The organism is Streptomyces sp. NPDC060027 (assembly GCF_042737005.1).
GTDB lineage: Bacteria > Actinomycetota > Actinomycetes > Streptomycetales > Streptomycetaceae > Streptomyces.
Window position 1 is genome coordinate 32750 of record NZ_JBHWVI010000043.1, and the last position, 17887, is coordinate 50636.

The window sequence follows — 17887 nt, forward strand, 5'->3', positions numbered from 1 at the left end:
CGGACCCTTGGTCCGCGAGGCTCAGCGGGCGAGCAGGGAACCGAAGTGGGCCTCGGTTCCTGGTGTGTTGAGGCTGGCGGGGGTGAAGCTTGCGATGTTCTTGGTGACCGGGCCGTCCTTCGAGCCGCGCAGGACCCAGGCGGCGCCGGAGTCGGTCTGCGGGGCGTCCTCCCAGGGGGCGGCGACGATCAGGTCCGCACGGTTGTTGGCGTTGATGTCGGCGAGCAGGACCTCGTCACCGAAGTAGTCGTCCCGCTCCGAGGCCCCGGGGACTCCCGAGGTGGACTGGGAGAACGCGAGTGCTCCGCTGCCTGTCGGGCCCTTCGGCCCGCCCTTGAGAAGGACGACGCTGCCTGCAGCCTTGGTGCTGCCGATGGCCTCTCCCGGCGCACCGACCGCGAGGTCCGGGTAGCCGTCCCCGGTGACGTCGCCTGCGGCCAGCGCGCGGCCGAACTGGTCTCCGGCTTCGTTGACGCCGGGCACTCCGGGCGTGTTCTGGGTGATCGTCGTTGTCCGGGTGGAGAGGCCGGAGGGCGAGCCGTAGCGGATCTCGACGGTGCCGGGGCGGGTGACGATGTCCTCGTGGCTCGTGCCGAACTTGAAGGTGGCGAAGTCGCCGTAGCCGTCGCGGTCGAAGTCGGCGATCACTCCTTCCGAGGACGGAGTGGTCGATCCCGGGACTCGGGTGACGGAGCCGTCCTTGCCGCCCTTCCAGAGACGTGTTCCGAGTCCCTGGTCCTCGAAGCCGTGGGTGGTGATGATGTCGTCGGCTCCGTCGCCGGTCACGTCGCCCACGATGAAGTCGTAGCGGCTGTCCTCCTCGTCGCCGAAGGGGACGACGGTGCGGCCCGCCGACTTGCCTGCCCGGGTGATCGGGCCGAACTCCACACCCACCAGACCCGTGCCGACCACCAGGTCGGCATGCCCGTCGCCGTTGACGTCACCGGCGGCCAGGGGGCCGTTGTGCGCAGGGAGAGAGAGGGCGACGGCGTCCTTGAGACCGGCCTTGGAGCCCCACAGGACGATCGTCGGCCCGTTCTCGGAGCCGAGGACGAGATCGGTGTAGCCGTCGCCGTCGAAATCGCGGGCTGTGCTCGTGCGGCCGAAGGAGTCGTAGTCCACCACGTCACCAGGAACACCGGCGGACGCCCTGCTGATGAGCTGGGGGCGCGCGGTGTCGACACCGCCGGCGGACCCGTAGAGGACGGTGACGTACCCGGCGTCGTCCCGGCCGGCCACGGTTGCCGCGGGCGCGGCGACAGCGAGATCGGCGTAGCCGTCGGCGTTGAAGTCGGTGACCGGCACAGGTGCTGCCGGCGCGGCTCCGGCCGGTCCGGCGGCGGACACCGGGCCGATCACGATTGCGGCGACGGCGACGGCGATGGCAAGGGAACGGCGCACGGACGAGCCTCCGGGGACAACGGGACAGCACACTGACAACTGCAAGACACGCGGACAGGCGTTCAGGTTGTACGCGCCGGCCGTTGAATACCGAAGGCGGCGGCACGCGGTGTCCAGGGCACCGTGGAGCCCCCTCAGAAGGCTCATTGCCGGTGAGCGGACCTTGAGGACCGCGACTCGGTGCCGTCCACGAGCCGGGAGAGGCGCTCGCAGAGTGGCTGCGCCGGTACACCGAGTTTGCCTGTCCCCGGCGAAGGGACAGGGTACAACCGACGCGTGGTCGCCGTGCTCATCGATGGGCTGCGCACCCCGCGCCAGGGCGTCTCGTCCGGCCCGTCGCGCCGACCGGATGACGGTGCCTGTCTTTCCCGGATCGCGCGCACCCGATGCCGTCGCGTCCGGGATGAGGGCCGGCCGAGCCGCGACGCGTCGGCCCGGTCGGACGTGGCCGGTAGAGGGCCTGGCACGGGGGAGCGGTCAGTCCCAGTGGGACTCCGGGACCGGGCGGCACCACAGCTCTACGCTCTCGGTCCATGACGACTCTCGACTGCTACACCTGCAGCCAGGAAGCAGGGTTCGGCGACCTTCCGCCCCGCGAGCGCGTGGTGCACGACCACCACTGGCGGGTGGCCCACGCCTTGGACACCGCGGTTCCCGGCTGGTTGGTGCTGCTGCCCCGGCGCCACGTCACGGCGATCCATGACCTCACCGACGCTGAGGCGTCTGCTCTAGGGGTGTGGCAGGTCAAGCTCTCCCGGGCTCTCCGGAGCGTGACTGGTTGCTACAAGACCTACGTCGTCCAATTCGCCGAAGCCGAGGGCTTCGCGCATCTGCACTTCCACATCGTGCCGCGCAGGGCGGATCTGCGGCCAGAGCATCGTGGGCCGGGCATTTTCGAGCTGCTCCGGCGACCGGAGCAGGAGCGGGTGACGGCTGCCCAGGCAGACCGGATGGCCGACTCACTCCGAGCCCACCTCGAGGGGCACCCGAACGCTCATTGACATCCTCCGTGCCTGGAGGCCGGGTCGGGCTCACCTGCTCCGTGACGCGGCAGGTGAGCCCGGTGGTGGTGATGAGGGACGGTCGAAGCCGTCCGTCAGGCACGGTTCGGTGTCGGCTCCGGCTCCGGCTCGGAGAGAGGCGCTGCCGCGCGGCGGGGGAGCAGCAGCGGGGTCGCCAGCAGGAGCATGCCGGCCAGGCCGATGGCCGTACGCGGGCCGAGCAGGCCGCCCAGCACGCCCCAGACGGCCGTCAGGAGCGCGGTCGAGGCCTTGGTCGTCACCGACCAGGCGGACAGGGTGCGGGCGACCCGGTCGGTCGCGGTGCGCTGGAGGCGGTAGGTGGCGCAGGCGGGGTTGAAGACTCCGCAACAGAAGATGAGCCCGAGCTCGACGCCCATCACCAGCAGCAGCCCGCCGGCGCCCGGCCCGAGGAAGGCCAGTCCGACGGGCCAGAGCGCGCGCAGTGCGCCGGCTGCGACCAGCACCTGGTGCTGCCCGAAGCGGGTGACGAGCGGCCGGGCCAGCCGTGAGCCGAGCAGCCCGCCGATCGAGGGCGCGGCGAAGGCGAGGCCGTACTGCCACGGGGCGAATCCGAGTGGGCCGAGCATGAGGACGGCCAGTAGTGGCTGGGTGGCCATCACCAGGCCGTTGAACAAGGCGGTGTTGAAGAACAGCGGACGTAGCGTCGCGTCGGCGAGGATGTACCGCCAGCCGTCGAGCAGGTCACCGGCCCGCATGCGCGCGGCCTTCCGGCGCTCGGGCAGCGGCTCGTGCCCGCCCATCGCGCGAATGCCCAGGGCCGAGAGCAGATAGCTGACCGCGTCGGCCACCACCGTCGCCACCGGACCGAGGAGCCCGATCGCCGCGCCGCCCAGGGGTGGTCCGATGATCGTGGTCGTCCAGGCCGTGGACTCGAACCGGGCGTTGGCGACGAGCAGGTCCTCGGCCGCCAGCAGCGTCTTCAGGTAGGCGCCGGAGGCGGCGCGGAAGGTGATGTCGGCCGCCGCGACGACGACCGACACCAGCAGGAGCTGCAGGAAGGTGAGCACGCCGAGTGCGAACGCGGCGGGGATCGTCAGCAGCGCGGCGCAGCGCACCAGATCCATGGCGATCAGGACCGGTCGCTTGCGGCGGAACTCCACCCAGGGGCCGAGCGGCACCGCCGCGGCAGCGCCCACCGCGGCCCCCACGGAGGAGAGCGCGGCGACCTCGGCCGGTCCGGCGTGCAGGACCTGGACGGCGATCAGCGGGAACGCGCCGAACGCGAGCCAGGTGCCGAGCGCGCTGGTCCCGTACGCTCCCCAGAGCCACCCGAACCGCCGCCCCAGCCGATGTCCGAGCAGATGCCCCAGCCGGTCCCCGCTCCTCATGCCGACGCCCCTCGCCACTCACCTGCACAACCGATCCGCGATCGGAAGCATCAAAGCGAGCACCGTACGCAGGGGTCAAACAACCACGAGGCCGCCAGGCCACAACCAACGGTTGTGCCGCCTAGAGTGTCGACATGGACCTCGATACCGTCCGGACCTTCGTCGCCGCCGCCGACGCGGGGCAGTTCCAGGAGGCCGCCGCCGAGCTGGCGGTCACCCAGCAGGCCGTCTCCAAGCGCATCGCCGCGCTGGAGCGCACCCTCGGCGTGCGGTTGTTCACCCGCACCCCGCGCGGTGCCGAGCTCACCATCGACGGGCAGGCGTTCCTGCCCCACGCGCGCGAGCTGCTGCGCGTCGCCGAGCGAGCGGTCACGTCCGTGCGCACCGGCCGTCGTCCGCTGCGCGTCGACGTGATCGCCTCGCGCGGCGCGGCGTCGGGTCTCATGCGCGGGTTCCACCGGGCGCACCCCGAGATCGAGCTCGACGTGGTGTGGCTGTTCGACATCGAGACGGCTGTCGCCGCCATCCGGTCCGGTGAGATCGACGCGTCCTTCCGCGCTGTCGCCGTACCCGGCCGGCCCCTTCCGGAGGACGTCGAGTCCGTCCGGGTGCTCGACGAGCCGCTCCAGCTCCTCACCGGCCCCGGGCACGCGCTGGCGGGCGCCCGGTCGGTGCCCCTCGCTCAGCTCGCCGGGCACCGGATCTGGATGCCCGGCATCGTCCCCGGCACCGAATGGGCCGTCTACTACGACGACCTCGTCGCCGAGTTCGGCCTCACCATCGAGGCGACCGGCCCCAACTTCGGCTCCGACGCGCTCCTCGACACCGTCGCCGACACCCCGGCCCTGGCCACCTTCATGGGCGGGCAGACCCGCCTCGTCTGGCCCGCCGGCCACGATCTGCGCCGCATCCCGGTGACCGACCCGACGCCCGTCTACCCGCACTCGCTCCTCTGGCACCGAGACAACCCCCACCCGGCGCTGGCCGCCCTCCGCGCCCACCTCGCCGCCGCAGCGGCCGGCCACGACACCGCCGGGACGTGGGTGCCGGGCTGGGTCATTCCGCGCTGACTGGTTGCATGGCAAACCACCCTGGCTCGCCACCGCCGGCGACGACGGGACCGTGCGGATCTGGGACCCCATCACCGGCCTGGCCCTGACCATGATGCGCACCGACAGCAGCTTGCTGTCATGCGCCTGGGTTCCCTCATGTGAGCCCGCGCTGGTCGTCCTTCCTAGTCGCAGGCGGATGCGGACAGAATCGACGGTCACGTGTACGCGGCGACCGCGGCGAAGTAGACGCCCAGGCTGGTGGCTGCGGCGCCCGCGCCGGTGAGTACCGCCTGGGGGATGCCGGCGCCGGATCGGCGAGCCAACAGGCCCGCCGTGATCGCGATGTTGAGGGCAGTGGACAGGGCGAGCAGCAGGGTGCCCCGTACACCGCGGCTCAGGTCGGGGCGGAAGAGCAGGCGCCCGCACTCTTGGCAGGCGATCCCGCCGCCCATGTCCACCTCGACAACCCGTCCGTCGTGGCCCACTTGCTGAGGGTGCTGCGGAGGGTCGGGACGAAGGAGCAGGCGGCTGCACTGCTGGCCCGCGACCCTGGCGCCCACGTCCATCTCGACATCCCGGACGCCGTGGCCCACTTGCTGAGGGTGCTGCGGAAGGTCGGGGCGAAGGAGCAGGCGGAGGCCTTGGCCGAACAGGCCGCCGCCCACGCCTCCCTCGACAACCCGCCCGCCGCGACCCAACTCCTGAAGGTGCTGCGGAAGGTCGGCGCGCAGAAGCAGGCGGAGGTCCTGGCCCAACGACTTCCAGCTGCAGGGCTATTCGGTGCGTTCATCATGATCGGCGGTCACCAGGAACAGTTCAGATACGGGCGTGAACCCGATGGGAGTGCTGCGGTCCCCTGGACGTGGGAAGAGCTGGAATGATCCGGGAACAGGCGTTCAACGACGTACACGAAACGCCGAGCGTCACCACAGGTCGACCCGGCTCCGCTGCCTGCTCGGCTCTCTCAGTCGTCCGATCGACCCGCACGGAGCAGGACCGTCGAGGGCGCGGGTGACCGAGTCCTTGGCGTCCTCTCCGCCGCGGGCGAGCTGAACCGACTGCCCCGAGGTGAGCGCCGACTGGGCCGGAACGGACGGGCGTTGTGCATCTGCAGATCGAGTCCCATGTCCGGTGCATCTCGCCACCCACCTGACGTCATTCAGAGACCGCCCCGGACTCAGCCCCCGCTGCCGGGCGCCTGTCGGCCCGCTCCTCTTCCTTCTGCTGCGGCAGTTCGCGCCTGGTACGGACCGGTGAGAGAAGGATGGGCAGGAAGGACATCGTGAGGAAGACGCCGCCCGCCCAGAGCGTGGTGTGCACGCCCGCCAGTGCGCCGATGACTCCGGCCGCGGCGGCGCCGACGGCGAGCGCGCCGGTGAGCAGGAAACGGAAGGTGGCGTTCATGCGGCCGAGCAGGGCGGTGGAGGTCATGCGTTGGCGCAGACTCACGCCGAGCACGTTGTTCACGCCTGTTTTGAACATGGTCAGCAGCCAGCCGGTTCCCGCCACCCAGAGCCAGGGGCCACGGTCGACGAACGGTACGAGCATCCCTGCGGGTGCCATGTACAGGCCGACCAGGTGGAGGGCACGGCCGTGGCCGAGGCGGCGGGCGATGATGCCGGCGCAGCGGGCGCCCAGGAGGAGGCCGACGCCGCCTGCTGCCCAGAACAGGCCCAGTACGCCTTCCGGGAGGCCGAGTTCACGGACGAACAGCACGGGGAGCATGGTGTTGAAGATCTGGGAGCCGAGGTTGGAACAGGCGGAGGCGAGTGCGAGGGCCCGTAGCTCCCTGTTGCCGAAGACGTGCCGCAGGCCCTCGGTGACCTGCGGTCCCAGCCGGGTGGCCTGCCGGGGCGGGGGCGGGGGCGGTGTGCGACGGATGGCGGTGAGTCGGAGGGCGGAGAGCAGATGCCCCATGGCTGCGGATACCACGGCAGCGGGAGCCGTCAGCAGCTGGACGAGCCCTCCGCCCGCGCCGCGACCGACCACGGTTCCGGCGGCGATGAGGGTATTCACGGCGGCATTCGCCCGGACGAGGTCGGCGCGGCCGACCAGTTGGGGCAGCACGCTCTGTGCGCCGACGTCGGCGAACACGGTCGCGCCGCCGTGCAGCAGGACGACCGCGTACAACTGCCAGAGTGTGAGTGCGTCCAGCCACCACGCCAGCGGGATGGTGGCGTACAGGCCGGCTCGCGCCAGGTCGGCGGCGATCAGCACCCTCCGCTGACGCATCCGGTCCAGCCATGCCCCGGCGGGCAGGCCGATGAGGAGGAAGGCGGCCGTGCTCAGTGTGGCAAGTGCCCCGACCTGGCCGGGACTCGCGTCGAGAGCGGACACGGCTATGAGCGGAACGGCGACGTAACCGATGTTGGTGCCGAGCTGGCCGAAAGCGGTCGCGGTGAACAGGGTGCGGAAGTCGGAGTTCCGCCAGGGGGAGTCGGGTTGCATGGCCTGTTGGTCCTGTGGTTGATGTGAGGCGTCGCTGTGACTCGGCGGCTTTGTCGGCAGGGCCTACGGGGTGGTGGGCGCAGGTCGGGCCGAAGGGGAGGGGGTTCCTCGCCGGCCGATGAGCACGGTTCGCCTTCTGGCGGGTGTCCGGCTTTGAACAGTGCCTTGGCCACTTCCATAAGACAAGCAACAAAGTTTGCACGGATTGTTAAGCTGTGCTGCATGTTTGATGCGTGGTGCCTACGGCTTCGGCGAGCGCTGGTGGTCGTCAGTGAGTCGGGTGATCTTTTGAAGGACTGCTCAGCGAACACATAACGGGTTGCCTGTTGGCGATGGTGATGGATCCAATGTCCGGCACGGCCACCCGGGTGCGCCCGCCAGGGCGGGATGAGATGAGCACGTACCACCGGGCCTCGCCACTCTGCTGACCGGGCAGGCTGCAACCGCTTCGTCACACGGGAGACGCCACGCATGAACGCGCCACCATCGCCACCTGGAGCGGAGCGAACTGACGGAACATCCGTCCGGTCATCGGTCCGGTCATCCGTCCGGATCGGCGCTCTCGTTCCGCTGACTCGGCCTGGGTGGGTCGAGGCGGGCGAACACCTGCTCGCTGGACTCGAGTCGGCCGTTCGCGACGTCAATGACGCCGGGGGGATCGTCGGAAGACCGCTCGAGCTGGTGGTCCGCGACACCGCTGCTGATCCACGGAAGGCCGCGACGGCCGTGGACGAATTGGCTCGCCTGGGGGTGGCTGCCTTGGCGGGCGAGTATCACAGCGTCGTCGCTCGCGCCGCTGCCGCCCGGGCCGACACCCTCGGCCTGCCCTACCTCTGTTCCTCGGCGGTTCTCGACGCACTCACGGAGCAACCGACGGATTGGGTCGCGCGCCTCGCCCCGGCGCAGTCCCACGGCTGGCAGATCTACGCAGACTTCCTCCTCGGCGCGGGCCACAGCCGAATCGCCGTAGCAACCCAGCCGAGTGTCTACTGGGCATCGGGGACCCGCATCCTGCGGGACTACCTCGCTCCACACGGCGGCACCGTCATCGAACTCGATGTGCGCGCACTGGCCCCCACGGCCGTATGCGACGAACTCGTCGACAAGGGCGCGACAGCCCTCCTGCTTCTGGTCGGCCACCCGGAGCCGGCGGTGTCGATCGTCACGTCAGTCCGCCGCGACGAGCGCCTCGCCGAGATCCTGATCGGTGCTCCCGCCGGGCAACCGGAGTTCGCCGAATGGGCGACGCTGCTGGGTGACGACGGCGCCGCGATCCCGTTCCTGCGCTACCTGCCCGAACGCCTCAGCCCGCTCGGGGTACGAGTCGAGACGGTCCTCCGCGAGCGCCTGGCCGAAGCGCCCTCCTTCGTCGCCTTCGAGGGCTACGACACGATCACGGTCCTCGCCGAAGTGCTGCGATCTCACGGCACGGACCGGGCGCGCAGTGCCGAATCCTGGTCGCGCGTCGCGGTCGAGGGCACCCGCGGGTTGATCGAGTTCTCCCGCGCGCCGGGCATCGGCGTTTGGCAGTGGGCTTGGGCGCCGGTCCAGGTCGTGGATCGAGATCCGACGGAACCGGAACGCTTTCGGATCCTTCACGCAGGCTGAGGCAGCACGGAGATCCGAGCGGTGGCCGGGACCCGGGGGCCTCCACCCACACGTAGTGCGGGACGAAGCCGCGCAGCGTCCGTGCTGCATTCCGGCGAGGACCGAGGACGGCTTGCCCCGGTGCCGCGCGGCGTTGTTGCCGGAGGTGCGCACCGAGGTGCCCCAGACTCCGAGCCGGAGGCCGGAAGCCGGAGGCTCCCTGCGGACGGGGCTGCAGATCACCTGTCACTCGCTGCTGGCGCGTAGAGCGAGGTCGCGAAGCACCTGGGCGGAGGAGACCTCGGGATCATCGCGATCGTGTTCCGCCGCGAGTTGATGGAAGGCCGCGGCGAACGCCCCGAAAGCTGCGAAGATCGGGCCGCTCATCGCCTTGGCGATGGCGTTGGCGACCTCTTGCGGGGTGGCATCGTCGTCGATGTCCACGCTCCTCGGGAAGATGTCCTTCACCAACTCGTTGAGGAGGACATCGCCTTCGCTGTCCGGTTCCGGGGCGTCTTCCCCCACGTACTCACGTGTCTTGGTGAGGATCGCGACGACGCGCGCCATCACTTCTTCGTCGGTCATGCACAGAGCCTAGATCTTGGGAACGCGGCGCCCTTGGCAGGTCCGAGTGATCGCGCCGCGGACGTGCCTACCGGCGCACGGAAACCAGGGCGCGTCCTCGGTGGCCTCCCAACACCCAGTGAGCACGAGCGCGGCCGGCCTGGTGCGGAGAGGAGTTGTAGTGAATCCTATGATCGTGAAGCAGACGGTGCGGTGGTGCTGACAGCGCAGGCACTACGGGCGAGTCACACTGCTGACCGCCCACGATCACCAGCCGGGGAGGGCTTTGTGGAGGTAACGCTGCGAGAAGTGAGAGACACCGATCTGCCCACTTTCTTCGCCCATACGACCGATGCCGAGGCGGTCCGGATGGCGGCGTTCACGGCCAAGGACCCATCGGACAACGCGCTGTTCCAGGCACACTGGGCACGGATCCGCCAAGACTCGACGGTCATCACGCGCACCGTCCTTGGCGACGGCGACGAGGTCGTCGGGCATGCCGGCGTGTTCGGACCGCCCGAGGAACGCGAGGTCACGTACTGGATCGGGCGGCAGTACTGGGGGCGAGGAGCAGCCACCGCCGCGCTGCGGAAGCTCATCGGCGTCGCGACGGAGCGTCCGTTGCACGCCCGCGCGGTCGCGGACAACGTCGCTTCGATCCAGGTCCTGAAGAAGTGTGGGTTCGAAGTCTCCGGCAGCGCACGGGGTTTCGCGAACGCACGAGGCGAGGAAGTCGACGAAGTGCTCCTCACCCTGCTCCACTGACCGCACGCTCACGCACTTACTCCGCGGGCCGCAGTCGACTCCAGGCGATGATCTGGACCCAAGGTGATCAGCGGCCCTGGTCTTGGTTCCGCCGGCCGGTTCGCGCGGTGCCGTGCGGCGTAGCGTCACACCCGTCGGGCAGGATCTCGGCGTGCCCGGAGGGAAGCCGAAGCCGCCCGGTCTGCTCCTCAGCGGCCGAGCGGACCGCACGTCAGCCGGTAGGCCTCCTGGACCCAGGACTCCTTGGTGTGGGGGTTCACGCCGCAGGCCAGGGATGCACTCACATCGCCGAACCAGGTGGTCACGCTGCCGTAGACGTCACGGCCGGGGCAGGTCACGGTGAAGCTCGCGTCGACGGTCTGGACTTCCTCGGCCTCGACGAGACGCCCCGCGTGCCCGAGGGAGTCGACCTTGGCGGGGTAGCGCCGACGATCGGCGGACTCCTTCCCCGGAGCGGCCAGTTGGTCGACGTCCCACCACTTGAGGCGCTTGGCGAGCGCGGCGAGGACCTGGTGCGCTGCTACGCGGTCGTCGCTCGTGCTGACCTGGGGCACTATGTTGCGTACGAGCCCCGGGTGAAACGTGACCCGACCGTCGCTCTTGCGGACGTTCACGACCGGCGAGACCTCGGTGAGTCGCCACTCCCGGTGCACCGAGGTCCACCGGACGGCCCCGCCCGCGCAGGACGGCGCCGACGCGGTGGCCTTCGTCTCGGCCTCGGTCGACTTCCTCACCGCGGGCTTTCCGGTCGCTGCCCGTTCGGCCACGCCGCCGACACCACTACGGTGCTGACTGCCCCCCACCCCCCGCGTTCTGATGCGGCTCGACCCGGGCTGGCTGTCGGCCCTCGGGGGTGGCGGCGGGCATGGCCACGGACCAGTCGGCACGCCGTGAGACGCCACCCCGCGGGCGGCCGGACGGTGTCCGGCCTCCCCGTGGGGCGTTTCGTCGAAGTAGCCCTGATATGAGGTGGTCCTCTCTAGCATGGGACGCCGCGTGGGTGCTTGGGCGGGGGAGGGGCGTATGGGGACTGGGGGGCACCTCTGTCACGGGCCTGTGGTGTCCGTGCGCGGTGCGGAGGGGGGAGTCGCGGGTGGGGACGTTGTTTCGGGACGCGCGGACAGCTCCGCCGCGTGCGTCGCCTGCGTCAGTTCGACCAGCTGTCGCGCGGTCAACTGCCCGGCGACGTGGCCGTGCTTGAGCAGCCAGCGCTGCTGGCGCTGTGCGGGTGCGAGCACCCAGCGGGACACGGCTCCCACGACCTCCCGGCCGAGACCTGCGACCAGCGTGACCAGGGCGGCGAGCGCGAGCCCCCGCCAGCCGTGCCAGACACTCAGAACCGCGAGCGGCGCTCCCGCAGAAACCGCCAGCGCCCGGGAGAAGACACTCATCAGGACCACCCACCGGCGACGACGGGACGACCGGGCGTGGAACGCCCTCCTGTACGGAACATGGGTGCCTCCTCGGGCTCGGGGCCGTACGGAGGGTCAGGCCGGGTCCGGCGGATTTTTCCCGCGTTCCGAGCAAGTTTCTTCAACAGGCTTTCTCCGATTGCCGTTTCCGCAGCTCACGGAGGCGCTGGATGAATGAGCGGGCTTCTCGTCGCACACTGGCCGACGAGACGGACGAGGAACTGCTGCGCCTACTGGCGCGGTACCCACACCCTGCCGCCCGGGCCGACGTCTATGCCGTGATCGCGGAGCGCCACCGCCCCGTCGTCCTGCGATTCGTCGCCGGCCGGGTGGACGCCGACGACGCGCCGGACATCGTGCAGGACACGTTCGTCGACGCCTTCCGCTACTTCGACCAGTACGTATCGCTGGGACCGCCGTACCAACTCGCGGCCTGGCTGGTCGAGGTCGCCCGGCGCAGGGTGCTGAAGTACTGGTCGCGAGGCCGCAAGGAGCGCCCGGGCATGGCCGACGGATCGGTCGAAGAGCTGAAAGAACGCGAACGCGTCGTCGAGGCGGGCCACGACCTCATCCGCCTCGAACGGGTTCACCGGCTCCTGGGAACGGTGTTCGAGAGCCTCGACGACGATCAGCGGGACCTCTATCGACTGCGGAACCTGGGAGGGCTGACAGGGCGAGAGATCGCGGCCCGCAAGGGCGAGGACCCCAACGCCGTCAGCAAGGCGTGCACCAAGCTCGACAAGCTCGTGGCCAAGCGGTTCCACGTCCTGCTGCTGGTCCGGGACGGCGCGACCCGGTGTGCGGTGCTCGGTGAGCTGCTGGCGGAGCACGAGCGGCAGAACGGCCCCGGCTACACCGCGGCCCTGGCCGAACGCGTGGTCGAGCATTACAGCACCTGCCGGACCTGCGGCAACTGCTCCGCGTGCCGCACCACTGAGCAACGGCTCATCTGGCAAGCCGCCCCGGTCGCCATTCCGGTCATCCTGGCCGCCGCCTTCCGCGAGCGGGTCGAGTCGGCCCTCCAAGAAGTCTCCAACTCCACCGGCGTACCCAGCCATTCAGCTCAACCGCCGCCCTGGCCCCCCGGACCTCCGGACGGCCGACCGCCGGGCAAGGGCAGGACGATCCGGCGCCGGGCTGTCCGGACCGGAGCGGCCGTCGCCGTGACGACCGCCCTCGCCCTGCTCGCCCTCCGCGCTCTGAACGCGGGCGCGGCGCCGAATGCCGCTCCGGACCAGCGGGCCGCAGCGGCATCCGCCATCACCTCCGCGATGCTCAAGCAGAGACTGGTCGCCTTCGACATCAACGCCAGGCCCCCGGGCGACCCGAACTTCTTCGTCGGACAGGGCCGGCTCGACATGACCCGAAAGCCCGTCAGAGCCGCGACACATGTGCTGTACGACTACGGCGAGGGCCACAACTGGACTCCGCCGGACATCGTGCTGGTCGGCGGGAGCGCGTACGTCACTCCGGACAACACACCGACCACCAAGGGCGCCGGAGCCTACGGAGCCACCAAAGTCGTCCCCGTCACCGACACGGTCGCCGACCTCTCCGTCCGCAACGCCCTGGAAGCTCAGTGGCTCGCACAACCCGCACATCTCTCAGCGCTCATCGAGAAGGCGTCGGCGTTCACGGAGAAGAAGGAGAAGGTGAAGGGCAAGGGCAAGGACAGTGGACCAACTCTCCGCGGTACCGCCGCCTTGAGCGAGCTGGCGGCCGATCCGACGGTGGGCGCCTTCTATCGCCCGTACCTCAAGACCTCCCCGTCCGGAACGGCAACCTTCACCCTGACCACCAACTCCCGCCACCTGCCGACATCGTTGACACTGAGCATCCCCGTCACCCGCACGGACGGGTACGCGGGTGAGAAGCCCGTCGACACCTTCGGCATCACCTACAGGAACTGGGCCGACGGCAAACCCATCACCGCCACGGACCCGGCCAGGCCGACCCCGCAATGGGGCGGTACGGCCTAGGTTCAGCCGCCTTTGCAGGCTGACCCACCGGTGTCGGGGAGTCGAGGCAGCGTTGATGTGAGGCATGGGCAGCCGTTGATCTCACCAGCGAATCGCGATGCGGTGCCTGGAGAGGGGGAGCACGGGGGCTCCGGCCTCACGGCTGCGTCTGCTTCGGCAGGGTGAGGATCTCGGCTCCGTCGTCGGTGATGGCGATCGTGTGCTCGCTATGTGCTGTCCGGCAACCCGTCGCGCTTCGGAGCGTCCACCCGTCGGCATCGGTGACGAGTTCGGCGGTGTCCGCCATGACCCACGGCTCCAGTGCCAGCAGCAGCCCAGGGCGCAGCTTGTATCCACGGCCGGGCCGTCCGGTGTTCGGAACGTGCGGGTCCTGGTGCATCGTTGATCCGATGCCATGACCTCCGAACTCGGTGTTGATCGGGTACCCCGCCTCGCTGAGGACCGTGCCGATGGCATGAGCGAGGTCGCCGATGCGAGCCCCGGGCCCGGCAGCGGCGATCCCGGCGTCCAGCGCGCGTTCGGTCGCACGGATCATCGCGACGCTCTCCGGGGGCTTGGTGTCGCCCACGAGGAAGCTGATGGCGGCGTCCGCAGCGACTCCGCCTTTGGAGACGGCGAGGTCGAGCGTCAGCAGATCGCCGTCGGCAAGAGTGTAGTGGTACGGCAGTCCGTGGAGCACGGCGTCGTTGACGCCCGTGCAGATGTAGTGGCCGAACGGGCCGCGTCCGAAGGACGGCTCGTAGTCGACATAGCAGGACTGCGCTCCAGCCTCGACGATCATGGCCTTGGCCCAGCGGTCGACGTCCAGGAGGTTCGTGCCGATCGTGCTACGGCTCTTCAGCGTCTGCAGGATGTCAGCGACCAGGGCGCCTGTCTCTTTTGCTCGGGCCAGTCGGGTGGGGTTCAGGATCTCGATCAATGCGGCGCCCTTCTCGCGCAACCAATTACTATACCGGCCAAACTATACCGGTACTAGAATCGGAGCCATGGTCAGGTTGCCGCTCACTCCCGCAGAGGTCGAACGCGGACAGCGCCTCGGCGCCCTCCTGCGTCGAGCCAGGGGAGAGCGCTCGATGCTCGCCACCGCGCTCGACGCACGCGTCTCACCGGAGACCCTCCGGAAAATAGAGTCGGGGCGGGTGGCCACCCCTGCCTTCCCGACCGTCGCGGCGATCGCCGATGTCCTCGGCCTCTCCCTCGACGCGGTGTGGGCCGAGATCAGCCGGCCCCAACGTGGCGTCGAGCCGACCGACTCTGGTCGCAACGCACGTGAGCAGTTGACCTCTTGACGTGACGTGCCCCTGGCCTGAAGTCCGGGGATTCCAGCCTGGGTCGGCTGCCCCTTCCGGGGGCTTCCCGCTTCAATGCGCCGCACTCGCCACAGGGGACGGACGCCTTCTGGGTCGAGATCCGCGACTGGGCCGCGCCCTTCGGATCGTCGGAGTGGCCTCGGCCACCCCGGCGGTCGAGGCCGCGCCTGACGTGGCAGAGTGTGCGTGTGCCGACCACTGATGCCGCCCGTCCCGCCGACGCCGTCGAAGTCTCCCCTGCCGAGAGCGTGACCGATGCCGCCCAGGGGGCACCCGGCCACCTCATCGATCTGCGCAGCGACACCGTCACCCGGCCCGGTGAGGCGATGCGCCGGGCCATGGCCGAGGCCGAGGTGGGGGACGACGTCTTCGGTGATGATCCCACCGTCAACGCGCTCCAGGAGCGGATCGCCGGGCTGCTCGGATTCGAGGCCGCGCTGTTCGTCTCCTCGGGGACACAGAGCAATCTGTGTGCCCTGCTGACCCACTGCGGCCGCGGGGACGAGTACATCGCCGGTCAGATGGCCCACATGTACCGGTGGGAGGGTGGAGGTGCCGCCGTGCTCGGAGGCATCCAGCCCCAGCCGCTGCCGCATCGGGCGGACGGGACGCTGGACCCGCTGGACATCGCAGCGGCCGTCAAACCGGACGACCCGCACTTCGCGCGCACACGGTTGCTCTGCCTGGAGAACACCATCGGTGGCCGGGTCGTGTCGACGGACTACCTGAAGACCGCCACCCAGATCGCCCGCGACCACGGACTCGCCACGCACCTCGACGGGGCAAGGCTGTTCAACGCGGCAGTTGCCGGTGGGGACGACCCGTACGAGCAGGCACGGCTGATCGCCGGACAATTCGACAGCGTCTCCGTCTGCTTCAGCAAGGGCCTGGGCGCGCCGGTCGGCTCCGCGCTCGTGGGATCACGAGAGTTCGTGGCCGGTGCACGGCGCTGGCGCAAGGTCCTGGGCGGCGGGATGCGACAGGCCGGCGTGCTGGCCGCCGCGGCACTCCACGCGCTCGACCACCAGGTCACGCGGCTCGCGGACGACCATGCGCACGCCGAGCTGTTCGCCGAGGGACTGAAGGACGTCGAGGGTCTCACCATGGAGCCCAGCGGGACCAACATGGTCTTCGCACAGTGCGCTCCCGGCCTCGAGACCGACGATCTCCGCGACCGACTGGCACGGCGTGGCCTGCTGTGTGGGGGATACACGGGTCAATTGCGCTTCGTGTTCCACCTGGACGTGACACGCGCCGACACGGAACGCGCGGTGCGGATCGTGCGCGAGACCGTGGCCGAGATGGCAACACGCTGAGCTTGAAGGGCCGTTGGTCCGCGCTCGTGTCCTGGTGTTCCGCGCGGTTTTCCCGACCGGGACAGCAGGTTCAGTGGCCGAAGGGAGCCGACGGAGTCGGCCGCGATGCCACTCAAGTCGGGTCCAGATCGGTGTACAGCTGGTGGTGGTCCGAGTACGGGGTCGGATGGACACGGTGCTCGAGCGGGACGATGCCTCGCAGGAAGATGTAGTCGAACTTGCTGTGCCAGTCGGTGGTCGGCGCGCAGGTGCCGACGGGCGAGGGATGACACCGGGGATCTGTATCCGCGGCCAGTGACCAGATCCGGGCGAGTTCGGGAGCATCCGGCACGGCGTTGAAGTCGCCGAGAACGATCGCACGGTCATGCCGGGCGACCGCTGCGGCGAGCACACCGATCTGGCTTGCTCGGACCGCTTCTTGACGTCGTTGGGCCAGGTGTGTGTTGAAGACCCGGACCGGCCGGCCGCCCACCGTGGTGGTGACCGCCATGTAGCCGCGGTCTTCGGATCCTCCGTCGGGGTATTCCACGATGACGCGGTCTGTCATCGGTGCCGCCGAGAGGACCGCCTGTCCGAAGGCTCCCGGACTCCACGGCGCTCCACCGCAGCGGCCCCAATTCCGAAGAACCGTCCCGTACTCGACGTGGTACACCAGCCCGTAGAAGCTCTCCAGGTCGTCCCGGATCCTCTCGACGTCGCGCACGCACGCTTCTTGCAGGCCGATGACCTGGGGCGCATACGTGGCGATCTCCGCTGCCCGGTCAACGTTGTTCGCCGCGCAGGGGTTGCAGATGTTCCACGTCATGACCCGGTTCGGTACGACATCCCCTGCGGCGCCGGCGGGCAGCGGCCGGGCGAACAGGGCACCGCTCGGTGCGCTGGGGCCCAGGAGCACCATGCAGGCCGCGATCACGGCGCCGGCGAGCAACCGTGTGCCCTTCCCGAGCACCATCGCCTCCTCAATGTGCACGCACACGAATCCGACGTCTCCCGCACGAGGCTACGGGACGTGGCAACGGGGCCGGGAACGGTCATGCGCAACGGCCGACACCGCGTGGGCGACTGCTGCGCACGACCTCGTGGCTGTGCCGCCTACAGCGACATCTCGTACGCCCCGGACAATGCCTCGACACGACTCCAGACCTGTGCCGAACGCTCCTCGTCCACGACAGGACGCCGGACCGCGCCAAGTGCCCAGCGCTGCTGCCGCTCGGTGGCGGAGTCCTTGCCGTGCAGCTCGACGCAGTGTCCGGAGAAGTCACGGACGAGCACGGAGAACAGCTCGTCGAGCACGGACTCGTCCAGGTCCGTCAGACGCGCCTGCTCCAGGATCAGCTGGCCGTGCACCACCAGCGCGAACAACTGCCCCACGGAAAGGAGGAAGTCGAGGTCGCGGCTCTGCTCCTCGTCGGGGGCGACGGTGGTGACGAACTCGCACAGGGCGTCGGCCTGTTCCCGGAAGCGGGCGACGTTCGGGACCTCGGCATACGCGTCGTAGGCGGGGCGCCAGTCGTGGAAGCGGACGGAACCCAGGCCGCGAGCCGGTCCCTGCCGGAAGAGGAAGGCGTCGTCGGCGGCGTCGAGACGGGTCGGCACGGCGGGGTGGCCGATCGGTTCGAGCAGGTGGTTGCGCATGAACTTGAGGATCAGCGCGAGGTTGACGTGGACCGTGCCCTCGAGCC

The 17887-nt window shown here is 69.8% G+C and carries 17 protein-coding genes and 1 pseudogene; 8 read left to right on the top strand and 10 right to left on the bottom strand.

Translation table 11 applies throughout. The features are described from left to right. Positions 1 to 21: 21 nt before the first annotated feature. The gene (locus ACFWBT_RS14025; protein WP_385699438.1) at positions 22 to 1401 is read right to left on the bottom strand and encodes an FG-GAP and VCBS repeat-containing protein; all 1380 of its coding nucleotides are present in this window, start codon (positions 1399 to 1401) and stop codon (positions 22 to 24) included. Positions 1402 to 1934: 533 nt separating this feature from the next. Between ACFWBT_RS14025 and ACFWBT_RS14030 the strand changes: the two genes are divergently transcribed. Beyond that, complete coding sequence (locus tag ACFWBT_RS14030; protein WP_385699440.1) at positions 1935 to 2402, top strand: HIT family protein; 468 nt, start codon at positions 1935 to 1937, stop codon at positions 2400 to 2402. 95 nt (positions 2403 to 2497) lie between these two features. Here ACFWBT_RS14030 and ACFWBT_RS14035 read toward each other — a convergent pair whose 3' ends face one another. Continuing rightward, positions 2498 to 3772 carry an MFS transporter gene (locus ACFWBT_RS14035; protein ID WP_385699442.1) on the bottom strand — a complete coding sequence of 425 codons (1275 nt, stop codon included), beginning with the start codon at positions 3770 to 3772 and terminating at the stop codon, positions 2498 to 2500. A 134-nt stretch (positions 3773 to 3906) separates the two neighbouring features. Between ACFWBT_RS14035 and ACFWBT_RS14040 the strand changes: the two genes are divergently transcribed. Then, positions 3907 to 4842 carry a LysR family transcriptional regulator gene (locus ACFWBT_RS14040; protein WP_385699443.1) on the top strand — a complete coding sequence of 312 codons (936 nt, stop codon included), beginning with the start codon at positions 3907 to 3909 and terminating at the stop codon, positions 4840 to 4842. Between the two features lie 197 nt (positions 4843 to 5039). On the opposite strand, the gene ACFWBT_RS14045 is transcribed toward ACFWBT_RS14040, so the two are convergent. Beyond that, on the bottom strand, positions 5040 to 5309 hold the full coding sequence (locus ACFWBT_RS14045) for a hypothetical protein (protein WP_385699446.1): 270 nt from the start codon (positions 5307 to 5309) through the stop codon (positions 5040 to 5042). Here ACFWBT_RS14045 and ACFWBT_RS14050 point away from each other — a divergent pair. Then, positions 5301 to 5705 (top strand): hypothetical protein, encoded by a 405-nt coding sequence (locus ACFWBT_RS14050; protein ID WP_385699448.1) that lies wholly within the window; start codon positions 5301 to 5303, stop codon positions 5703 to 5705. The two genes, ACFWBT_RS14045 and ACFWBT_RS14050, sit on opposite strands and share 9 nt — an antisense overlap. Positions 5706 to 5979: 274 nt before the next feature. On the opposite strand, the gene ACFWBT_RS14055 is transcribed toward ACFWBT_RS14050, so the two are convergent. Then, a complete protein-coding gene (locus ACFWBT_RS14055) occupies positions 5980 to 7272 on the bottom strand; it encodes an MFS transporter (protein ID WP_385699451.1) in 1293 nt (430 codons plus the stop codon). A 471-nt stretch (positions 7273 to 7743) separates the two neighbouring features. On the opposite strand from ACFWBT_RS14055, the gene ACFWBT_RS14060 reads away from it, so the two are divergent. Then, positions 7744 to 8880, top strand: a complete 1137-nt coding sequence (locus tag ACFWBT_RS14060; RefSeq protein ID WP_385699453.1) for an ABC transporter substrate-binding protein — start codon at positions 7744 to 7746, stop codon at positions 8878 to 8880. Between the two features lie 225 nt (positions 8881 to 9105). Here ACFWBT_RS14060 and ACFWBT_RS14065 read toward each other — a convergent pair whose 3' ends face one another. Continuing rightward, the gene (locus ACFWBT_RS14065; RefSeq protein ID WP_385699456.1) at positions 9106 to 9444 is read right to left on the bottom strand and encodes a hypothetical protein; all 339 of its coding nucleotides are present in this window, start codon (positions 9442 to 9444) and stop codon (positions 9106 to 9108) included. A 267-nt stretch (positions 9445 to 9711) separates the two neighbouring features. Between ACFWBT_RS14065 and ACFWBT_RS14070 the strand changes: the two genes are divergently transcribed. Then, on the top strand, positions 9712 to 10188 hold the full coding sequence (locus ACFWBT_RS14070; protein WP_385699475.1) for a GNAT family N-acetyltransferase: 477 nt from the start codon (positions 9712 to 9714) through the stop codon (positions 10186 to 10188). A 188-nt stretch (positions 10189 to 10376) separates the two neighbouring features. Here ACFWBT_RS14070 and ACFWBT_RS14075 read toward each other — a convergent pair whose 3' ends face one another. Both ACFWBT_RS14075 and ACFWBT_RS14080 read right to left on the bottom strand, forming a co-directional pair. Then, positions 10377 to 10955, bottom strand: coding sequence for a hypothetical protein (locus ACFWBT_RS14075; protein WP_385699458.1), 579 nt, complete (start codon positions 10953 to 10955; stop codon positions 10377 to 10379). Between the two features lie 279 nt (positions 10956 to 11234). Next, on the bottom strand, positions 11235 to 11579 hold the full coding sequence (locus ACFWBT_RS14080; RefSeq protein WP_385699460.1) for a hypothetical protein: 345 nt from the start codon (positions 11577 to 11579) through the stop codon (positions 11235 to 11237). Between the two features lie 191 nt (positions 11580 to 11770). Between ACFWBT_RS14080 and ACFWBT_RS14085 the strand changes: the two genes are divergently transcribed. Continuing rightward, the gene (locus ACFWBT_RS14085; RefSeq protein ID WP_385699463.1) at positions 11771 to 13579 is read left to right on the top strand and encodes an RNA polymerase sigma factor; all 1809 of its coding nucleotides are present in this window, start codon (positions 11771 to 11773) and stop codon (positions 13577 to 13579) included. A 136-nt stretch (positions 13580 to 13715) separates the two neighbouring features. On the opposite strand, the gene map is transcribed toward ACFWBT_RS14085, so the two are convergent. After that, positions 13716 to 14498, bottom strand: a complete 783-nt coding sequence (gene map, locus ACFWBT_RS14090; RefSeq protein WP_385699478.1) for a type I methionyl aminopeptidase — start codon at positions 14496 to 14498, stop codon at positions 13716 to 13718. Between the two features lie 67 nt (positions 14499 to 14565). On the opposite strand from map, the gene ACFWBT_RS14095 reads away from it, so the two are divergent. Continuing rightward, positions 14566 to 14868 (top strand): helix-turn-helix domain-containing protein, encoded by a 303-nt coding sequence (locus ACFWBT_RS14095; protein ID WP_385699466.1) that lies wholly within the window; start codon positions 14566 to 14568, stop codon positions 14866 to 14868. A 209-nt stretch (positions 14869 to 15077) separates the two neighbouring features. Next, the gene (ltaE, locus tag ACFWBT_RS14100) at positions 15078 to 16205 is read left to right on the top strand and encodes a low-specificity L-threonine aldolase (protein ID WP_385699468.1); all 1128 of its coding nucleotides are present in this window, start codon (positions 15078 to 15080) and stop codon (positions 16203 to 16205) included. A 112-nt stretch (positions 16206 to 16317) separates the two neighbouring features. On the opposite strand, the gene ACFWBT_RS14105 is transcribed toward ltaE, so the two are convergent. Both ACFWBT_RS14105 and ACFWBT_RS14110 read right to left on the bottom strand, forming a co-directional pair. Beyond that, positions 16318 to 17157, bottom strand: coding sequence for an endonuclease/exonuclease/phosphatase family protein (locus ACFWBT_RS14105; RefSeq protein WP_385699480.1), 840 nt, complete (start codon positions 17155 to 17157; stop codon positions 16318 to 16320). Positions 17158 to 17297: 140 nt separating this feature from the next. Next, positions 17298 to 17887 (bottom strand): annotated as a pseudogene (locus ACFWBT_RS14110) (acyl-CoA dehydrogenase); the annotation flags it as partial.